The organism is Algibacter sp. L3A6, assembly GCF_009796825.1.
Lineage (GTDB): Bacteria > Bacteroidota > Bacteroidia > Flavobacteriales > Flavobacteriaceae > Algibacter.
On the sequence record NZ_CP047030.1, the window covers coordinates 1,255,755 to 1,273,251 of the forward strand.

Here is a 17,497-nt window from a genome sequence, read left to right on the forward strand (position 1 = left end):
AAAAGCGAGTAGTGAAAGCCCGACCCTTGGGTAACGCCCAAACTATGGTTTTAAAATCCGATTCCTTTTATTTTTTTGTATTCTAAAATGGCTTTACTATCGGACAGCAAGGACACATAATAACACACGCTAGATAATCGTTTATATAGACTTGCGCTGGTAGTATTGATGTTTTTTGGCAGGCTTTTTAGTATGAGTTTATCGTAATTTGATGCCGTGTTGTTAAACCCATTGTTTACCGCTGTGGCGTAGGTGTTTAGTAACGTGTTTATAACGCCGTAACCCGCGATTTCCTTATCTATGACTTCGGTAGATTGGTAAACGTTATCGATACTTATTTTTATAATATCGTTTATTTGGGCTTCGTATTGACTTTTATCGAGCAATCCGGTATCGAAAGTGCCATTTAAAATAGCTTCTTCGTTATCCATAAAAATATCTACAGCTTCGTTTATTAGCGAGCCAATAGACAGTGCACGTAGGTAACCTATGCGATCTTCTTTGGTGGAAAGGGCATAGTAATTTTCGGGTCTTATATTATTACGAATAATTTTTGAAAGGTATTCTAACGCATATTCTTCTTGAATAAGCCCAAGGTTGATACCATCTTCAAAATCGATTATGGTGTAACAAATATCATCGGCTGCTTCTACTAAAAAAGCTAATGGATGGCGCGAATAACTTAGGTCGGTTTCACTTCGTTTTATTAAACCAAGTTCGCTTGCGACATCTTGAAAGGCTTCTTTTTCACTTTGGAAAAAACCGTATTTTTTATCGGCTATATGTTTTGATGGCTTTTTAGGCAAGGACTCTTTTGGGTATTTCATGAAAGCACCAAGTGTGGCGTAACATAATCTTAATCCGCCAAGGCGTCCTGCGCGATCTTCGGTTAAAATTTTGAATCCGTTAGCGTTACCTTCAAAATCGCAAAGGTCTTGATATTCTTTATCTGTTAACTGGCTTCGGAAATTTTTACCCGCTCCTGTTATAAAAAATTCTCCTATTGCTTTTTCTCCTGAATGTCCGAATGGTGGGTTGCCAATATCGTGCGCCAAAGCTGCCGCAGCAACAATAGCACCAAAATCGTTAGCTTGATACCCCAATGAACTTTGTAAATGCGGGTGTTTTTCTAATAGTTTTTTACCAACCAAACGACCAAGTGATCTACCAACAACACTTACTTCTAAACTGTGGGTTAATCTGGTGTGTACAAAATCCGTTTCGGATAATGGAATGACCTGAGTTTTATCTTGTAAACTTCTAAATTCTGATGAAAAAATAACACGATCGTAATCGACCTCGAAGCCTAAACGGGTTTCGTCTTGCTCTTTTCTAATACGTTTATTGGTGTCGCCAAAGCGCTTTAAGGATAGTAATTGCTCCCAGTTCATGGTAAAAATTTATGTGCAGGCAAGATAACATTTCCTATTAAAACATAAATAAAAATTCGCTTAACATTACCGTAACGTTTTAATTACTGTTGTTTAATAATTACGTAACCTTAAAATTACGTTTATGCCTTTATTTTGCAGAGCAAAATATATTTATCAAAATAATTAATGAAACATCTTTTTTTAATATTCGCTTTTTTATCATCGGCCACTATGTTCGCTCAAGATGGTGCAACTATTACAGGTAACGTGCTAGACTTAGAGGCTAACAATACTCCTTTAGAAATGGCTCGCGTATCTATTAAAGAAACGGGAGATAAAACAATATCGGATCAAGAAGGTAATTTTACACTTAAAGGCTTAAACCCTGGCACATATACCGTATCACTAAGCTTCGTGGGTTACGAAACTAAAACTATAGAAGTTAACGTCGCTGCTAACCGTACTACACAAATTAAAGAATCGCTAGGCGCTAACAGTTTATCTTTAGATGCTTTAATGCTAACCTTAGCAAGCTCGGACAAAAATGAAACGGCTACAATTACTACTGCTAGTAACTAAAACGTTTTACTCACTATATAAAAAAAACAGCCTTCGTTTAACGGATGCTGTTTTTTTTATGGGTAATTCTAAATTATTAAACAAGACTTATTTTACTACTCTCTTTACAAACGTATTTTTTAATGTTAACTGAATGTAAACGATATTAAAGAATACGGCTTTTCAATTAACATTTATCTAACACTTTTATTACAGTTATTTAATCCATAGGTAACGTTTAGTTTTTAAACCGTTGGTTTCTTTGCAACGACAAAAAAATAGATTATAATAATGAAAAAATTAATACTAGTACTTACGCTTTTAATAACTGCGTTTTCTTTTGCTCAGACAGGATCTATAGTAGGAAAGCTAACAGATAAGGAGTACAACAACGAACCTTTAGCATTTGCCAATGTAATTATTAAAGGGACAACCACAGGTACAACATCGGACTTTGATGGTTTTTATGCTTTAAACAATTTAGAAGCCAAAGCTTATACCATAATAGTAAGTTTTGTTGGGTACGAAACTCAAGAAATACCTGTTACTGTAGTTGCAGGACAAGAACTAAAACTTAATGTAGTAATGAGTGCAAGTGCTGCCTCTTTAGACGAAGTTGTTATTACAACTACAACACGAAGAGCAAGTGAAACAGCACTGTTATTAGAACAGAAAAAAGCCGTTGTAATAAAAGAAAGTATTGGAGCAGAACGCTTATCTAAAATTGGTGTTTCTGATGCTGCTGTTGCAACTACTAAAATAGCAGGAGTTTCTAAAAGTGAAGGTTCTGGAGATATTTACATTAGAGGTCTAGGTGACAGATACTTATCTACAACCATGAACGGTTTACCAATACCTTCTGATGATGTAAACAACAAAAACATAAACCTTAACTTGTTTTCAACTAACATTATTGAAAATGTTGGAATCAGCAAAACATATTCTACGTCTAGCTACGCAGACCAAACTTCGGGTAATGTTGATATTACTTCAAAAGGATATTCTAAAAAAGGAGCTTCTGTTAGTTTAAGCTCTGGTTACAACACCAATGTATTAGGTTTAGACGGCGGTTTTAAAAGAAGTGTTGCCACAGAAGATGCGACTTTAGGATTTCATAAAAAAGAATACGCACTTGTAGATTTAATTACAAGACAAAGTTGGGACCCACTTAAACAAAAAAGTACTGGAAATTACGGAATTTCACTTTCTGGTGGTCAAAAATTTGAAGTATTTGGAAAAGAACTTAAAGTATTTGTTGCGGGTTCTCACTCTAAATCTTCAGAATACCAAGAAGGTCTTTTTAGAAGTTACAGATCGAATATCTTAGATAATGAATTTACAGACACCGAATCTTTTACTACTAAAACAAACACAACAGGTTATGTTAATTTAGGATTAAAACTAAATGATGACCATAGACTTAAAATTAGCAGCTTATCTGTTAATACAAGTAATGATAATGTTTACGAGCAAGGTAGAAATGGTGAAGGTTATGTTTTTGATCAAGATCCACAAGAAGATGGCGCTTTTGTAAGAGACCAAAACTTTAAACAAACTATTTTATTAGTAAACCAAATTGAAGGTTCTCACCAAATTAAAGAAAACAACAAACTAACTTGGGCTGCTGGTTACAACTACGTATTAGCACAAGAACCTAATAGAGTTAGAAATGAGGCTAATATTTTAGATGAAAACACGGTGCAATATGCTCACGTTGGTGATTTTCAACAAAGAAAGTCTAACCAGAAAATTGAGGATACAGAATACAACGCCTATATTAACGACGCCATTTCTTTTGGAACGTTAGATGAAGATGATAACCACCCATTTAAATTAAACTTCGGTGCAAACTTCCGTCAAAAAGACAGAGTATTTAGCTCATTGTTTATTGGCGTTAGAGCAAGAGGTTTTCAAGTACCATCTGTAGATCAGTTTTCTGAAACGTTTACTACAGAAAATTTTGAAAACGGCTTAGTTTTAAGAGAAAGAGAAGCCGATAGATACGATGCCGATTTAAATGCTATGGCTGGTTATGCAAATTTAGATTTCCATTTAGGTGAAAAACTTTCAGGTAATGCTGGTGTACGTTTTGAGCGTGATGAAATCAATGTACTTTGGGATGTTGCCAACTACGTTGGTCGTGTTGGTTCTATTAAAAAAGAATACTCTAAATTATACCCAAGTTTAAACTTAAAATACGACTTAAACGATAAACACTCTATTCGTTTTGCTTCTAGTTTAACGCAAACCTTACCAGAATTTAAAGAATTGGCTCCTTTCGAATATGTATCACCAACAGGTCGTGTAACAAGAGGTGATCCAGATTTAGAAAAATCGGATGTTTTTAATGTTGATTTCAAATACGAATTTTTCCCTTCAAAAGGACAATTAATTTCTGCTACAGCATTTTACAAAGACATTAAAAACCCAATTAACTTAGCACAAACTAGAGGTTCTTCAGGTATATTTGAATATGCGAACACAGGAGACAACGCTAATATTTTTGGTTTTGAATTTGAAACAAGAATTGAACTTCTTAAAAATGAAGATGAAGAAAGTCTTTTAGATTTTAATACCAACATTACTAAAATGTGGTTTAATCAAGATTTATTAGAAGATTTTCAATACAAAGGCATCACAGAATCTGATTTACAAGGTGCTTCAGATTTAATCTTAAACAGTTCTTTAAGCTATAACAGTAAAACAGAAAAAGAGTTTAATGCTACATTAACAGGAAACTACTCTTCAGATAAAGTATTCGCTTTAGGATCGCCAGAAGATTTTAGTAATAGTGCCGTACTTTACAATGATGAAATTATTGAAAAAGGATTTTTTACTCTAGATTTCGTTGTAAGTAAAATGCTAACTGAAAAATTACAAATTAAATTAGTTGGTAGAAACTTACTAAACCCAGATATTCAACAAACGCAATTAGTAAGAAATATTAATACAAGTGTTGAAACTGACGAAGTGGTTCTTTCTTATAAAAAAGGAGCTCAATTAAACCTAAGCTTAAAATACGATTTTTAATTCTAAACGAGAATCTATTTAAAACCTTCTAAACCTGTAAAATGGTTTTAAAATTATAAAAACAAACCTCAATACAATGTATTGAGGTTTGTTTGTTTATATACTCTTCTTAAGTTACAATTAACTATTAACACTCGCTTAACATAAGTACATATTTAGCGAGTTAAAGGTAACTTATGCTTAATATTTAATTAAACAGTAAGCAACATAAATCCACTTAATTTGCAGAATAAACATACACAATAAACCAAAATTAAAAATAAAAATGAAAAATTTATTTGTAAAACTACTTAGCATCTCAATGGCCTTTGGTGCTATTACTTTAACGAGTTGTGATTCTGACGATCCAGAACCAATAACTGGCGGTACAACAGAAGTTATGGAGAACCTAGACGCAGGTATTTTAGACGGTACCTTAACTGAAGATTACACATTATCTTCAACTACAACGTATAGCTTAACTGGGCAATTTATTATCGACGATGGAGCAACATTAAATATCCCTGCTGGAACAAAAATTCTTGCTGATAATGGTGGAACAGATGTTTACATCGCAACATTAATGGGAGGAACAATAAACATTAACGGATCTGCGGGAAACCCGGTAATTATGTCTTCTGCAGATGGTAACCCTGGCGATTGGGGCGGATTAACATTATGTGGTAAAGCAACAACTACTGCTGGTGTAGATGCTACTGCTGAAGTTGGTGGGTTTATTTATGGTGGTACTGATGATTCTGATAGCTCAGGTATTATTAGATATTTACAAATTTCTGGTACTGGTGCTCAAATTAACTCAGAATCTCAATACAATGGTGTTTCTTTTTACGCTGTAGGTTCTGGAACATTAGTAGATAACGTTGCCGTTATTAACGGTGATGATGATGGTGTTGAATTCTTCGGTGGAACTGTTGAAGTAACCAACTTATACTTAGAAAACAATAGTGATGATTCTATTGACTGGACTGAAGGTTGGAACGGTAGTATTACTAATGCTTACATCTCTAACACTGTTGCTGGTTTCTCTACTGTTTTTGAAGGCGATAAAGATAACGGTAACCCTGAATTTAATAACATTACAGCTGTATCAACTGTTGGAGGTACTGCATTACAATTTAAGAAAACTTCTGGAGGAACAATATCTGGATTGTCTTTAGTTGGTTACGATGTTGATTTAGATATGAAAGATGGTGGTACAACTTCAAACGTGATTTTCTCAGACGGGTACACACCTGTTGCTATGGTAGAAGATGATGCAAGTACTACGGATGTAGATGAAAGTGTTTACACATTTGCATTAAATACTTCTGTAGTAGCTACTGTTGATCTTTCTGATTTTGATTGGGTAGATACAGATATTTCTTTTGAAAGTAGCTTACTTCAAGGTGCTGTAACTGGTGATGTAACTTTAGATGCCTCTATAGCTTACGTACTTAACTCTTCTTACATCGTTCAAGATGGTGGAAAATTAACAATTCCTGCTGGAACAAAAATTACTGCTAGAGATGGTGGAACAGGAGTTTACATCGCTGTATTACAAGGTGGACAAATAGACATCCAAGGTACAGCTACTAATCCTGTTGTTATTTCTTCTGCATCTGCAAGTCCTGGAGATTGGGGAGGTTTAACAATTTGTGGTAATGCAACAACTACTGCTGGTGTTGATGCAACTGCCGAAGTTGGTGGATTTATTTACGGTGGAACTAATGATGCTGATAACTCTGGTTCTGTAACTTATTTAGTTCTTAAAGGAACTGGAGCACAAATTAACTCGGAGTCTCAATACAATGGTGTTTCGTTATACGCTGTAGGTACAGGAACTACTTTAGAAAACATCTCTGTAATTAACGGTGATGATGATGGTATTGAGTTCTTTGGTGGTACTGTTTCTGTAACTAACATCTACTTAGAAAACAATAGTGATGATGCTGTTGATTGGACTGAAGGATGGAACGGAACTGTAACAAACACATATATTTCGAATACTGTTGAAGGATTCTCTACAGCTTTTGAAGGAGATAAAGATAACGGAAATCCTAAATTTGTAAATGTTACAGCTATTTCTACTGTAGGCGGAACTGCTTTACAATTCAAAAAGACTTCTGGTGCAACTATTACAGACCTTTACTTAAGCGGATATGATACTAACATCGACATGAAAGATGATGGTCCATTAGCTAACGTAATTATCGAAGGTGCTGCTGCAACAACAACAGACGCATACAACACAGGAACTCAAGTAGACATCTCTACTTGGACTTGGAAAAATGCTAGCCTATAAAAGGTAAACAACATATAATAAAAAAGCATCCTAATTAGGATGCTTTTTTTGTTTTATACTTTACTATAATAAATTATAATGAAGCTACATTATTTTCGTAGTTCACTACTTTTTTCTCTCCGTCGATAAAGTGAATCCATTTACCAACTTTTTTACCTTCTTTGTAATAAGCTACAGTAGTTTTCTCTCCAGCTTCATCAAAGCTAATCCATTTACCATCTAATTTACCATCTGCAGTAAAGGCACCCGTTTGGCTTACTTCACCATTATTATGGTAATAAACAGCATCGATTTGGTTAGTTTCTTTATTTAAAGTTAACGATTTTTCTTTTTGAGCAAAAGTCATTGATGTAAACAATGCTATTGCGATAATTAATATATTTTTCATGTTGTATGGGGTTATTGTTAATACGTCCTACACAAATATATAAAATATTTTACATTCACGCAACATTTACATAACATTAAATTAACATTAAACTCATAATTATTTGTTTTTCAATGTTTTAATATTTTAAAATACAACCTCATTATTAATAATTCCTTAATATTGGGGTTACATTAAAATTAACTTAATAAGAGATATTTGTGCTTGTCCTCGGACAGTTTATTAGCAATTCATTTAATCTATTAGTTTTTGTCGACTACATTATAATGATTTCTAATGAGACCGCCTTAACGTAAGGCGGTCTTTTTTATTTAAAAAATTAATAATAAGGAAACATTAAGTTAACATTGGTGTTAGTTATTTGCAGTGACAAAAACTAATACTGAATAATGAAACTTAAACTTATCCTGCTAAGTTTAATCCTTTTTGCCGCAAACTATACTCAGGCTCAAGAGATTAAATCAGGAAAATTTGGCAACGGCCTTTTCAACATCGTTGGTAAAGATAGCTCGTGGACCATGAAGGTTGGCTTACGTGTACAATTCTTAGCAGCTTCAACATGGGAAGACGACAGTAAAAATGAAGCTAATTTCTTAATAAGGAGATCACGGCTAAAATTCAACGGTTATGCTTACAGCCCAAAACTAAAGTACAAAATTGAACTAGGACTAGCTAACAGGGATTTAGCTGGAGCTTCAGAATATACAAGCAACGCACCTCGATATATCTTAGATGCGGTTTTAATGTGGAATTTTTACGAAAATTTCGAGCTTTGGGTCGGACAGACTAAACTTCCAGGAAACAGAGAACGCGTTATTTCTTCAGCAAATATGCAACAAGTAAACCGATCGTTATTAAACAGTCGATTTAATATTGATCGCGATTTTGGGTTTCAATTAAGACATCATTTTAACCTTAATAAAAACTTTGTAGTGAGAGAGATATTCTCGATGGCTCAAGGTGAAGGTAGAAACGTAACCACGGGTAACTTAGGCGGGCACCAATATACTGGTCGTTTAGAGTTGTTACCTTTCGGAAACTTTGCTGGTGATGGCGATTACAAAGGCTCCGATTTAAAAAGAGAAGCAACTCCAAAACTAGCGCTAGGTGCAAGTTACGATTACAACAACAATGCTGTAAAAACAAGAAGCAACCAAGGCGCTTACATGGAAACCGATACTGGCTTTTTTGAAACAAACATTACAACATTGTTTATGGATGCCATGTTTAAATATAAAGGATTCTCTTTTATGGCCGAATATGCCGACAGAACTGCTGATGATCCATTTGCTACAAACTCAGATGGTACTTTAACAGGTGATATTGTACAAGTAGGCGATGCTTTGAACTTACAAACCGGATATTTATTAAAGAGTAACTGGGAAGTTTCTGGACGTTACACCAACGTAACCTTAGACAAAAACATTACCAATGTAAACGCCGAAAACCAATACACGCTTGGGCTTTCTAAATATATTGTAGGACATAAATTAAAAATTCAAACCGATTTGAGTTATTTAGATGTCACAAACGAGAATAACAAAATAATGTATCGCTTACAATGCGATATACACTTTTAAAGAAATAACATTTACATAACACACCAAAATTATATTGTCATGATATTTGCAACCTTATTTCAACCAGACACTATGGATAATATTTATTTGTACATGATTATCGCCTTAGCCATTCTTGCAATTGCAGATTTGGTAGTTGGCGTTAGTAATGATGCAGTAAACTTTCTAAATTCAGCTATTGGCTCAAAGGCCATTTCTTTTAAAACAATCATGATCGTTGCCAGTGTTGGTGTTGCGGTTGGGGCTGTTTTCTCTAGCGGAATGATGGAAGTTGCACGTAAAGGAATTTTTAACCCGAGCGAATTTATGTTTAATGAAATCATGATCATCTTTATGGCGGTTATGATTACGGATATTCTATTGCTAGATTTCTTTAACTCCGTGGGTATGCCAACATCTACAACAGTTTCTATTGTATTCGAATTATTAGGTGCTGCGGTTGCGATTGCCTTAATAAAAATCGGGCATGATGGAGGAGATTTTGGTGACGTTATTAATTACATAAACACTTCTAAGGCCACCCAAATTATATTTGGAATATTGCTCTCAGTGGTCGTCGCATTCTCCGTTGGTGCTTTTGTACAGTGGGTTTCTCGTTTATTATTATCATATAACTTTGAGAACAAAGCACCATGGGTTGGAGCTTTATTTGGTGGGTTTGCTTTAACTTCTATTACTTATTTCATTTTCATGAAAGGGTTAAAAGGCACATCATACGCGAAAGAATCTTTCGATATTTTAGGAGGTGGCACGATGTCTCACTTTTTAGAAACTAAAGTATTTGCTATTGTAGTAGTAAGTTTTATTATATGGTCTTTATTATCACTTGCACTAATTGTATTTGCTAAAACAAACATTTACAAACTTATTATTCTAGTAGGTACCTTTGCATTAGCATTGGCTTTTGCGGGTAACGATTTAGTAAACTTTATTGGTGTACCGGTTGCAGCTTACAATGCGTTTTTAGCCTGGTCGGCATCTGGAGTTCCTGCTTATGAGTTCCCTATGACGGTTTTAGCCGAAAAAGTACCAACCAATAACTGGTTACTTTTTGGAGCAGGGATGATTATGGTTTTAACACTTTGGTTTTCATCGAAAGCAAAAGGTGTTGTAAAAACATCATTAGATTTAGCAAGCCAAAGCGAAACAAAAGAGCGTTTTCAACCTAACTTTTTATCTCGTGGTTTTGTTAGATTTGCTGTTTTAATATCTCAATTTACAGCTTACATTTTACCAAATAGCTGGCAAGCAAAAATTGACAAACAATTTGAAGTGCCAGTAATTGCGATATCAAAAAATAAATCTTTAGAATTACCCGCTTTCGATTTAGTTCGAGCAGCTGTAAACTTAATGATTGCTGCGGTTTTAATATCTATAGCAACATCTTACAAATTACCACTTTCTACAACATACGTTACTTTTATGGTAGCCATGGGTTCTTCTCTTGCAGATAGAGCTTGGGGCGCAGAAAGCGCTGTTTATCGTGTTGCAGGAGTTATAAACGTTATCGGTGGTTGGTTCTTTACAGCCTTCAGTGCATTTACTGCTGCCGCTTTAGTAGCTTACTTACTAAACCTGAACATTACAGTAATGTTCCCAATTTTATTAGTAACTGCCTTTGCTTTACTTATTAGAAGTTCTATTGTTCATAGTAAAAAATCTAAAGAAGTAAAAGCTGAAGATAGTTTGATAAAAGCTGAAAGCAGCTCGGTACAAGGCGTAATTCATGAAAGCGCTAGCAATATAGCTAACGTGGTTAAACGTGGAAATAAGATATATACAAATGCTATAAACGGTTTAGCTAAACAAGATTTAGTATCGCTTAAAAAGAACCAAAAACAGGTTAATAAACTATCTATAGAATTAGAGGATTTACGTAACAATATTTTCTACTTTATTAAAAATTTAGATGAATCTAGTGTTGGAGCCAGTAACTTCTACATCAATATTTTGGGTTACTTGCAAGATATGGCACAGTCTTTAGAATATATTTCTAAAGTAAGTTATAAGCATATTAACAACAACCACAAAAAACTTAAATTCAACCAAATTAAAGAGTTGAAAGAAGTTGATGCCTCTGTAGAAGCTTTGTTTCATGATATGAAATTAGCTTTCGATTCTCGCTCTTTTGAAGAAATAGGGAAGATTTTAAGAAGAAAAGAAGACGTATTTAATATACTATCTGAAAAAATACAGAAACAAGTTGAAAGAACACGTACTGAAGAATCTAGTCCAAAAAACACAACCCTTTATTTTGGTGTGTTACTAGAAACTAAAGATTTACTTAAAGCAACTATGAGCCTATTGGAAGAATACCACAATGCGCATGATGCTTCGGTTAAACCAGCTACAATTTCTAATAACGAAGAAGAAGAATAATTTCATTCTCAAATTATATACAAAAAGCACCTATATTTTATAGGTGCTTTTTTATTTTTGTAACTAATTGAAAAATTTAAAGTAAATGATATCTACAAACGAATATTTTGATGGCAACGTTAAATCTATAGGCTACAAATCTGCAACAGGAAAATCTACTATTGGGGTTATGGAAGCAGGAACTTACGAGTTCGGTACATCAGAACATGAAACGATGACGGTTATAGAAGGCGCAATGACGGTTAAATTACCAAACGCAACAGAATGGGTAACTTATAAAGCTGGCGAAGCTTACACAATTGATGCTAATCAAAAATTTCAAGTAAAAGTAAGTGAGCAAACATCATATTTATGTCAATACGCTTAATATCTAAAACGAAAATTTAAGTCATAAAAAAAAGCTTATATCTAATTGATATAAGCTTTTTTTATAAGTATTATTATCTTGAAGTTATACAGAAGCTTTCATAAGCTCTCTATTCATTCTAGCTATATTGTCTAATGAAATTCCTTTAGGACATTCTACTTCACAAGCACCTGTATTTGTACAGTTTCCAAAACCTTCCAAATCCATTTGCGCTACCATGTTTTGAACACGCTCTGTAGCTTCTACACGACCTTGAGGTAACAATGCATACTGAGATACTTTTGCACCAACAAATAGCATGGCAGACGAGTTTTTACAAGTTGCAACACAAGCACCACAACCAATACAAGTTGCAGCATCCATAGCCTCATCTGCAGCAATTTTAGAAATAGGTAACGAGTTAGCATCTTGCGTATTACCAGAAGTGTTTACCGAAATAAACCCACCTGCTTGTTGAATACGCTCAAAAGATGTTCTATCTACAACTAAATCCTTTATTACAGGAAATGCAGCAGCTCTAAATGGTTCGATAGTAATAGTATCGCCATCTTTAAACATACGCATATGTAACTGACAAGTAGTAATACCACGATCTGGCCCATGAGCCTCACCGTTAATATACATAGAACACATACCGCAAATACCCTCACGACAATCGTGATCGAAAGCCACAGGCTCTTCTCCAGCATTTACTAATTGCTCATTCAAAACATCCATCATTTCCAAAAAAGACATGTGTTCTGAAATATCAGTCACTTTATAATCAACCATTTGCCCCTTTGAACTTGAGTCTTTTTGTCTCCAAATTTTAAGTGTTAAATTCATAATGTCTTTTTATTATTTGTATGAACGTTGTTTTAGTTCAATATCTTTAAATTCTAATTCTTCTTTGTGTAAAACCGCATCGCCAGGCTCTCCTTTAAATTCCCATGCAGAAACAAAAGCAAAGTCTTTATCGTTACGTTTTGCTTCTCCTTTTTGCGGACCATCTAACTCAGCAGACTCTTCTCTAAAGTGACCACCACAAGATTCTTCTCTTACTAAAGCATCTTTAGCAAATAACTCACCAAGCTCTAAGAAATCGGCAACACGTCCCGCTTTTTCAAGCTCAGGATTCATCTCATTTGATGACCCAGGAACAGATACTTCTTTCCAAAACTCTTCACGAATGGCTTTAATTTCAACCATTGCTTCTTTTAAGCCTTGAGCGTTTCTAGACATTCCACATTTATCCCACATTACTTTTCCAAGTTTTTTGTGGAAGTAATCTACAGATTTTGTTCCTTTATTATTTACAAAGAACTCTATCTTATCTTTTACTTCTTTTTCAGCTTCTTCAAATTCTTTTGAATCTGTTGAAATTGGCCCAGTTCTAATATCATCAGCTAAATAATCACCAATAGTATAAGGCAACACAAAGTAACCATCAGCTAAACCTTGCATTAAAGCAGAAGCTCCTAACCTATTTGCACCGTGATCAGAGAAATTAGCTTCACCAATACAATACAATCCAGGAACAGTAGTCATTAAGTTATAATCTACCCAAACACCTCCCATTGTGTAATGAACAGCCGGATAAATCATCATAGGAGTTTCGTAAGGGTTTTGATCTATGATTTTCTCATACATCTGGAATAAGTTTCCGTATTTAGCCTTTACAATCTCTTGACCTAATGCTTTAATTTTCTCTTTTGAAGGATTCGTTATATTATGAATTTTAGCTTGCTCTGTCCCGTAACGTTCAAAAGCAGCAGCAAAATCTAAATAAACAGCTTCTCCTGTAGCATTTACTCCGTAACCAGCATCACAACGTTCTTTTGCTGCTCTAGATGCAACATCACGTGGAACTAAGTTACCAAATGCAGGATAACGTCTTTCTAAGTAGTAATCTCTTTCATCTTCAGACAAATCGGTTGGTTTTTTACGACCTTCACGAATTGCCATAACGTCTTCCATATTCTTTGGAACCCAAATACGACCATCATTACGTAAAGACTCAGACATCAATGTTAATTTAGACTGATAATCTCCTGAACGAGGAATACACGTTGGGTGAATTTGAGTATAACAAGGGTTAGCAAAAAATGCTCCTTTTTTATGTATTTTCCATGCTGCAGTAACATTACTACCCATGGCATTAGTTGATAAAAAGTATACGTTTCCGTAACCTCCAGTTGCAACAACAACAGCGTGAGCTGAATGACGTTCTATTTCACCAGTTATCAAGTTTCTTGCTATAATACCTCTTGCTTTTCCATCAACTTTTACAACATCAAGCATTTCGTGACGATTGAACATTTCAATCTTTCCACGAGCAATTTGACGGTTCATTGCTGAATAAGCTCCTAATAATAATTGTTGACCTGTTTGACCTTTAGCATAAAATGTTCTAGAAACTAGTACACCACCGAATGAACGGTTATCTAAAAGACCACCATAATCACGAGCAAAAGGAACTCCTTGTGCCACACATTGGTCAATAATATTTGAAGATACCTCTGCTAAACGATATACGTTTGCTTCACGTGAACGATAATCGCCACCTTTTACAGTATCGTAAAATAATCTATATGTAGAATCACCATCTCCTTGGTAATTTTTAGCAGCATTAATTCCACCTTGTGCAGCAATTGAGTGCGCACGTCTAGGTGAATCTTGATAAGCAAATGCTTTTACATTATATCCTAACTCAGCTAAGGTAGCAGCGGCAGAACCTCCTGCTAAACCTGTACCAACTACAATAACATCGATATGACGTTTGTTTGCTGGATTTACTAAGTTTATTTTGTTTTTATAATCTGTCCATTTATCTTTAATTGGACCTTTTGGTACTCTTGAATCTAAAGCCATAGTATTATAAGATTAATGGTTAAAAAAATGATAAAGCGCAATAACAACAAATCCTAACGGGATAATAATAGAATAGGCTTTACCAATATTTTGTAATGTTTGTTTTCTTCCTGCTGTAGACCCCATAGATTGGAAAGCAGAAGTGAAGCCGTGCATTAAATGCAGTGCTAAAAACACAAAAGCAATTACATAGGCTACTACACGAGCAGGGTTTGAGAATTTGTGAACAAGCTCGTCGTAATAACGAAAACCTTCAACACCATCCATGGTTCCTGACCAATCGCCTTGAATAAATTTTGTGTTAATTTCTGGAAACCAAAAATCGATAAAATGTAATACAACAAATGCTAAAATGGCTACACCACTCCAAATCATGTTTCTGCTCATCCAAGAAGAATTAGCAGCACCATTATTTTTAGCGTAATTAACGCCATTTGCTTTTTTGTTTTTAAGTTCTAAAATGAATCCCATAATAAAATGAAATACAACTCCAAAAATTAAAACAGGTTGCAATGCAAATTGTATTAAAGGATTTGTTCCCATAAAGTGTGACACCTCGTTAAAAGTGTCTGGGCTAAATACCGATAGCATATTAATTGCAAAATGTTGTAACAAGAAAAACATGAGGAAGAATGCAGAAAGTGCCATAGCAACTTTTCTTCCTATTGAAGATTTAAAAAATCCGCTCATTATTTTAAAATTAGTTTATAGTCTTACAAAGGTAGTGAGCAAGCCTATTTTTAACAAGTTTTAAACGGTATTTTATTTTGTATTTAGAATGATTATAATTAAAAAACTCATCTTATATTTTCCGTAAACCAGAAAACATAAGATGAGCTAATTACATCTATAAATCTTTTTAAAAGATTTCTTTATTTCACGATAAGCTTTTTAGTAATTGTAGCTAAATCGGAATTAATATTTACAAAATAAAGTCCTTTAGAAATACCTGATAAACTTATGGATTGCACTCCCGAAGTGTTCGAAGCATCGTGTTTAGATATTAAACGTCCATTTACATCGTAAATCACTACAGACTCTAAATTAATTGATGATGCTTTTTTAAGAAAGAACGCCTCATTAGCAGGGTTTGGATATAAATCAATACCACTCTCTAAAACATCTTCTTCTACGCTTAATTGCCCAGAATACAATGTCATTAATTGATAATCACAAACAGAGTTTGTTGTACTCTTGGCAACAATAATATCTCCAGCTTCTTTATTAGTGCTTGACAAAGTTCTTGTAACTTGTCCTGGACCGATATCAAAATCCATAAGATCCTCACTATCTATAACATGATCCAACAAATGCGCATGCCCCAATTCGTGTAATGCAACACTTTCAAAATCAATATCGAAAAAAGGTAAATTTGGACCATAGTCCCAGTTTTCTTCACTAGTAAACAAAATATCAACCTCAGCCACAACCCAATCAGCACTATTACAACTATCGTAATACACTATAGTTTCTCCTAAATAACCTTCAGGTAAAGTAGCACTAAACCCAATAAGGTTTAAGTTATCTATCCCCGAATTAGTTTCAGAAGTATCCTCTCCTAACATCCAGTTTATTTTAGTTTCATTACGCCAAGTATCTAACGCTCTCAAAAAAGCTGCTGCTGCCGCTGTGTTTGCAGAAAAACTTGAATTCTGACTCCATGTAAAACCACCATTTCCATTATCTCCATAGTGCTGAGCTAGATATGCCTGTCCTGAATTATTATTATTTAACAATGCAAAAGACACTGTTAAAACATCTTCCGAAGTAGAGAAATCACCATTAGCATCAACAACTGTTACAACTCCTGTTCCTGCCAAAGATGGCACTTCAACAGTAATTAAAGTATCCGTCCAACTTAAAACCTGCGAGCTAAGAGCATAAGTAGTAGATACTCCTCCATCGCTAGAATTTGCAAAGCCAACGTCACCCTTTACAGCACCAAAACCTGTTCCTGCAATCGTTAAAACACTTTCAGTACCTGCACTAATCTCACCTGGAGAATATGTAATACTGCTTGGTGCTAAAACTTTTGCGCTTTTTGCAGCCTTATTTGCACGCTCTAAAGCATCAAACTCTAAAACTTCAGAAAAATTAGATTTTGTTTTAGATAAAATTTCAGTGTAAACAGATTCTACACTTTCCATTTTATGAAAAGGATTTGTTACAACATTTTTATTTAAATCGTATTTATAAAAACCTTGAACACCAGCGTAAGCTCTAAATGCGTTGGCATGATCAACAGTATCACTAGTTAAAGTAAATACTCCAACATCATTTGTGTCTAAATTTAAACTTGGAGATACTTTTTGCGCCATAGTACCAACAGTACCACCTTTAGTTACAACCTGAACAGTTGTTGCCGGTTGTCCTTTAAACACCTTATAAACCTCAACAGTATTTACCGTGTAGATATTAGTGTGGTCTGCGTTCCAAAAAGATTCTTTTGAAATCACTTTTCCTTCAACAACCAAACTTGAAGATTCAATTTGCTGTGCCAGAGGGATTTCCTGTAGCATCACTTGGGCATTAAGGCTAGTTAAACCTAAAAAACCGATTAATGCCGAAAGAAGCATTTTCCTTGTGTAATTTTTAATCATAATAACAATTTTTTATAATCGTGTGAGGGTGAATTAATTAGAGCCCGCAATTTACTGCTTTTCATTTTTATTACCATGTTTTTTTATTAAA

General features: G+C 34.4%; 12 protein-coding genes. 6 read left to right on the top strand and 6 right to left on the bottom strand.

All coding sequences use genetic code 11. From position 1 onward, the window contains the following. Window positions 1–50: 50 nt before the first annotated feature. Window positions 51–1,391 carry a dGTP triphosphohydrolase gene (gene dgt, locus GQR98_RS05295; RefSeq protein ID WP_159018593.1) on the bottom strand — a complete coding sequence of 447 codons (1,341 nt, stop codon included), beginning with the start codon at window positions 1,389–1,391 and terminating at the stop codon, window positions 51–53. A gap of 168 nt (window positions 1,392–1,559) precedes the next feature. Between dgt and GQR98_RS05300 the strand changes: the two genes are divergently transcribed. The 3 genes from GQR98_RS05300 (at window position 1,560) to GQR98_RS05310 (ending at window position 7,242) form a co-directional block, all read left to right on the top strand. Further along, the gene (locus GQR98_RS05300) at window positions 1,560–1,952 is read left to right on the top strand and encodes a carboxypeptidase-like regulatory domain-containing protein (RefSeq protein ID WP_159018594.1); all 393 of its coding nucleotides are present in this window, start codon (window positions 1,560–1,562) and stop codon (window positions 1,950–1,952) included. A gap of 270 nt (window positions 1,953–2,222) precedes the next feature. After that, window positions 2,223–4,961: a TonB-dependent receptor gene (locus GQR98_RS05305; protein WP_159018595.1), complete on the top strand. Its 2,739-nt coding sequence runs from the start codon at window positions 2,223–2,225 to the stop codon at window positions 4,959–4,961. Window positions 4,962–5,226: 265 nt separating this feature from the next. Beyond that, on the top strand, window positions 5,227–7,242 hold the full coding sequence (locus GQR98_RS05310; protein ID WP_159018596.1) for a beta strand repeat-containing protein: 2,016 nt from the start codon (window positions 5,227–5,229) through the stop codon (window positions 7,240–7,242). Between the two features lie 73 nt (window positions 7,243–7,315). Here GQR98_RS05310 and GQR98_RS05315 read toward each other — a convergent pair whose 3' ends face one another. Continuing rightward, window positions 7,316–7,630, bottom strand: a complete 315-nt coding sequence (locus GQR98_RS05315) for a nicotinic acid mononucleotide adenyltransferase (RefSeq protein ID WP_159018597.1) — start codon at window positions 7,628–7,630, stop codon at window positions 7,316–7,318. A gap of 389 nt (window positions 7,631–8,019) precedes the next feature. On the opposite strand from GQR98_RS05315, the gene GQR98_RS05320 reads away from it, so the two are divergent. The 3 genes from GQR98_RS05320 to GQR98_RS05330 all read left to right on the top strand — a co-directional run bounded on the left by GQR98_RS05320 (window position 8,020) and on the right by GQR98_RS05330 (window position 11,956). Further along, window positions 8,020–9,210 (top strand): porin, encoded by a 1,191-nt coding sequence (locus GQR98_RS05320; RefSeq protein ID WP_159018598.1) that lies wholly within the window; start codon window positions 8,020–8,022, stop codon window positions 9,208–9,210. A gap of 72 nt (window positions 9,211–9,282) precedes the next feature. Then, window positions 9,283–11,589: an inorganic phosphate transporter gene (locus GQR98_RS05325; RefSeq protein WP_159021092.1), complete on the top strand. Its 2,307-nt coding sequence runs from the start codon at window positions 9,283–9,285 to the stop codon at window positions 11,587–11,589. An 85-nt stretch (window positions 11,590–11,674) separates the two neighbouring features. After that, entirely contained in the window at window positions 11,675–11,956 is a 282-nt protein-coding gene (locus GQR98_RS05330; protein WP_159018599.1) for a pyrimidine/purine nucleoside phosphorylase, read from the top strand. An 84-nt stretch (window positions 11,957–12,040) separates the two neighbouring features. On the opposite strand, the gene GQR98_RS05335 is transcribed toward GQR98_RS05330, so the two are convergent. The 4 genes from GQR98_RS05335 to GQR98_RS05350 form a co-directional block, all read right to left on the bottom strand. Beyond that, window positions 12,041–12,781, bottom strand: coding sequence for a succinate dehydrogenase/fumarate reductase iron-sulfur subunit (locus tag GQR98_RS05335; protein ID WP_159018600.1), 741 nt, complete (start codon window positions 12,779–12,781; stop codon window positions 12,041–12,043). 12 nt (window positions 12,782–12,793) lie between these two features. Continuing rightward, complete coding sequence (locus GQR98_RS05340; RefSeq protein WP_159018601.1) at window positions 12,794–14,806, bottom strand: fumarate reductase/succinate dehydrogenase flavoprotein subunit; 2,013 nt, start codon at window positions 14,804–14,806, stop codon at window positions 12,794–12,796. A gap of 12 nt (window positions 14,807–14,818) precedes the next feature. Then, window positions 14,819–15,496, bottom strand: coding sequence for a succinate dehydrogenase cytochrome b subunit (locus GQR98_RS05345; RefSeq protein ID WP_159018602.1), 678 nt, complete (start codon window positions 15,494–15,496; stop codon window positions 14,819–14,821). A gap of 182 nt (window positions 15,497–15,678) precedes the next feature. Then, window positions 15,679–17,406, bottom strand: coding sequence for a T9SS type A sorting domain-containing protein (locus GQR98_RS05350; RefSeq protein WP_159018603.1), 1,728 nt, complete (start codon window positions 17,404–17,406; stop codon window positions 15,679–15,681). Window positions 17,407–17,497 lie beyond the last annotated feature (91 nt).